At 32.0% G+C, this 2659-nt stretch carries 3 protein-coding genes; 2 read left to right on the forward strand and 1 reads right to left on the reverse strand.

All coding sequences use genetic code 11. From position 1 onward, the window contains the following. Positions 1-324: 324 nt before the first annotated feature. A complete protein-coding gene (locus tag GBI16_RS17850; RefSeq protein WP_004281876.1) occupies positions 325-567 on the reverse strand; it encodes a DUF2789 family protein in 243 nt (80 codons plus the stop codon). Between the two features lie 351 nt (positions 568-918). Here GBI16_RS17850 and GBI16_RS17855 point away from each other — a divergent pair, with 351 nt between their 5' ends. After that, positions 919-1299 (forward strand): copper resistance protein CopC, encoded by a 381-nt coding sequence (locus tag GBI16_RS17855; protein ID WP_151707593.1) that lies wholly within the window; start codon positions 919-921, stop codon positions 1297-1299. Between the two features lie 64 nt (positions 1300-1363). Continuing rightward, the gene (locus GBI16_RS17860) at positions 1364-2245 is read left to right on the forward strand and encodes a copper resistance D family protein (protein WP_151707594.1); all 882 of its coding nucleotides are present in this window, start codon (positions 1364-1366) and stop codon (positions 2243-2245) included. Positions 2246-2659 lie beyond the last annotated feature (414 nt).

A 2659-nucleotide genomic window follows, 5' to 3' on the forward strand; every position in this document is an offset into this window, starting at 1 on the left:
ATTTAATTATTAAACTTATTGGTATATTTATTAGATAGAAGGGGCTTTGTTGCACAAAGATTTCATAACTATATGATTTTAGAAGTTTTGATTATTTTTTGATCCAAAATTAAATTTATTTAAATCAGATGCTTACATATTTATGCAACAAAGCCGATAGAAGGTAAAGAAGATTATTTTTAATATTAGGGTTTATAATCCAAATTTCAGAGTAAGGAATCTACTACTTATATAATAGAGATTCCATCTCCAAAACAGTACTACTGTATGAATGAGTTGTATTCAATGCAGGGAAGAATGTAGATCCTTAATACTAACGGAAAATTATTTTACTGAATTTTCATGTAAAGACTCATTTAATTGATCAATCACTGTCGTCCATTCACCATCAGAGTGTAGTTTTTCTTCTAAAAAATGACGTTGAGCATCAGTCCAAAAAATTGCTTGTGTTAAAAAAACATCTCCAGCTAGCTGATGGCTCTCTATGAATTTTGCAATTGCTTCTTCAGTAGAAGCTAAACCAAGCTGTTCAAATAATTTGGTCATTCTTGGACGTGTTTGAGTCATGTGCTTAGCCCACAAATTTATATTAGATCAAATTAAACATAACATGTTTATATTTAAACTAAAATATAAAAAATTAAATAGCTACTATTTTCTTAGACAAAATGATTACTACATTTCATAAATCAACCACCTACATAATTTGTTTGTTAAATGATCATTATTTTTCAATAAGATTATTTTAATAGTTAAAGATTTTAAATTTTAAAAATGACAAAAATGTAATTTTGAAGTCATCGCTCTGTTTCTGTCTCTCACTAATAATTGAAATATAAGAGGAGATGATGTGGTCTCATTAAATATAGATTTTATAAAGTCATCTCTAATGAACTAACGAATCAAGAGGAAACGTAAATGAAATTATTTCAAAATAAAATGACTGCTCTACGTAATGTTGTAGTAGCTGCAACGATGATTGTGGCTACTACAACTACGTTCGCTCATGTGAGTTTAGTGAGTGCGATTCCTGCGGAAAATGCATCTATCCTTAGTCAACCAAAGAACTTGACCCTTAACTTTGGTGCAGAGATTATGTTGATGAATATTAAGTTACTGGATGCTCAGCGAAGAGATGTTCCTTTAAAATATAAAGTTACTCATGACTTAAAGAAATCCTTTGATGTCGCTCTTCCGAAACTGAAAAAAGGTAAATATACCGTTGTCTGGACAACAATGGGGAAAGATGGTCACAACATGAATGGTGAATATAGTTTCACTATCAAATCAACTAAATAAGAATTGATTACCTTTCAACATGTCAGTGAGGTGCTGGCATGTTGTTCTAGAATGGACAAAAATAATGATTTCTGAATATTGGATGTGGGCCACTTGGTTAACTAAGGTTATTTTATATTTAAGTGTAGCTTTTGTCGTTGGTGGAGTCTTTTGCTATTTTTTACTTAGACAATATCTTGAACTAAAAGAATCGATTCTTAAATATATTACAATTGGCGCTGGATTAGGCCTAATTTCCAGTACCTTGGGATTTTTTATTCTGATTGGTAGTTTTGCCAATACTGGTATTACAGGTATGGTGGACCCCACGTATATTAATATATTGGTTGATACTCCGACGGGGTATATATACGTTCTTCGTTCTATTAGTTTTGCTCTTTTACTTCTTCTCATGGTGGTTAAACTTAACAGGAACAAAGATCATTTTTCTATAATTGAAAGTTCAATATTTTGTGTTTTACTTCTCCCGATTATTTTTAGTTTTTCCCAGCTCGGACATGTCGCTAATTTAACCTTACTTGCTCAAATTTTATTATCAATCCATATTCTAGTTATGTCGTTATGGATGGGGTCTTTATATCCGTTATGGAAAACCAGCCGGGAAATAAGTGGTTTACCTTTAAAAGATCGCATGCATGTATTTGGACGTATTGCTGCTTTCATTGTTGGGATATTAATCGCCTGTGGCGCTAGTGTAGCTCTTCTTTTAATTAAAGATTTTAATACCTTAATCAATACTGCATATGGCTATGGTTTCATGGTTAAAATGTTTTTTGTTATAAGTATTCTACTTTTAGCTGCCTTCAACAAATGGTATTTCACCCCGCGTCTTCAACATCCTAAATTCGCTAAACACCTTAGTCATGCCATTTTATTTGAGATGTTATTAGGTCTATCAATTCTATTAACAACAGGCTATATAACCACTGTCGTGGGTATTGAATAAGAGAATTTCAAAATAAGGGAATTGAGGAAATTTAACATTACTGCATTTATCTTTTGTAGCTGAGCAATAAAGTTTCTACTGGACTGTCAACTTACGACAATCAGAACAGTAAAATCGCATCATGAGGCATTATACATAAAGGTAGTCACCGGTTTTTAGCTTATCTTCAACCCATAACGGTCTCATCTATTCAGTTCACTACCATTGATTGAAATAACTAATCTTATAAATTTCAGAGTGATCGTAGATGACAAAAATGTCATTTTAAAGTCACATTAATGTTGGTTAAGGGCTTTGTTGCACAAAGCTATTCTTGAAGGCTTCTTCAGTAATATAATTTCCAGATGAAGAAGCCTACACCTAAAATCTATCGTACAACCAATTGGTCCTCGTATAACCAAGCTTTAATCAAGC

This window comes from Acinetobacter sp. TUM15064, from assembly GCF_008980265.1.
GTDB lineage: Bacteria > Pseudomonadota > Gammaproteobacteria > Pseudomonadales > Moraxellaceae > Acinetobacter.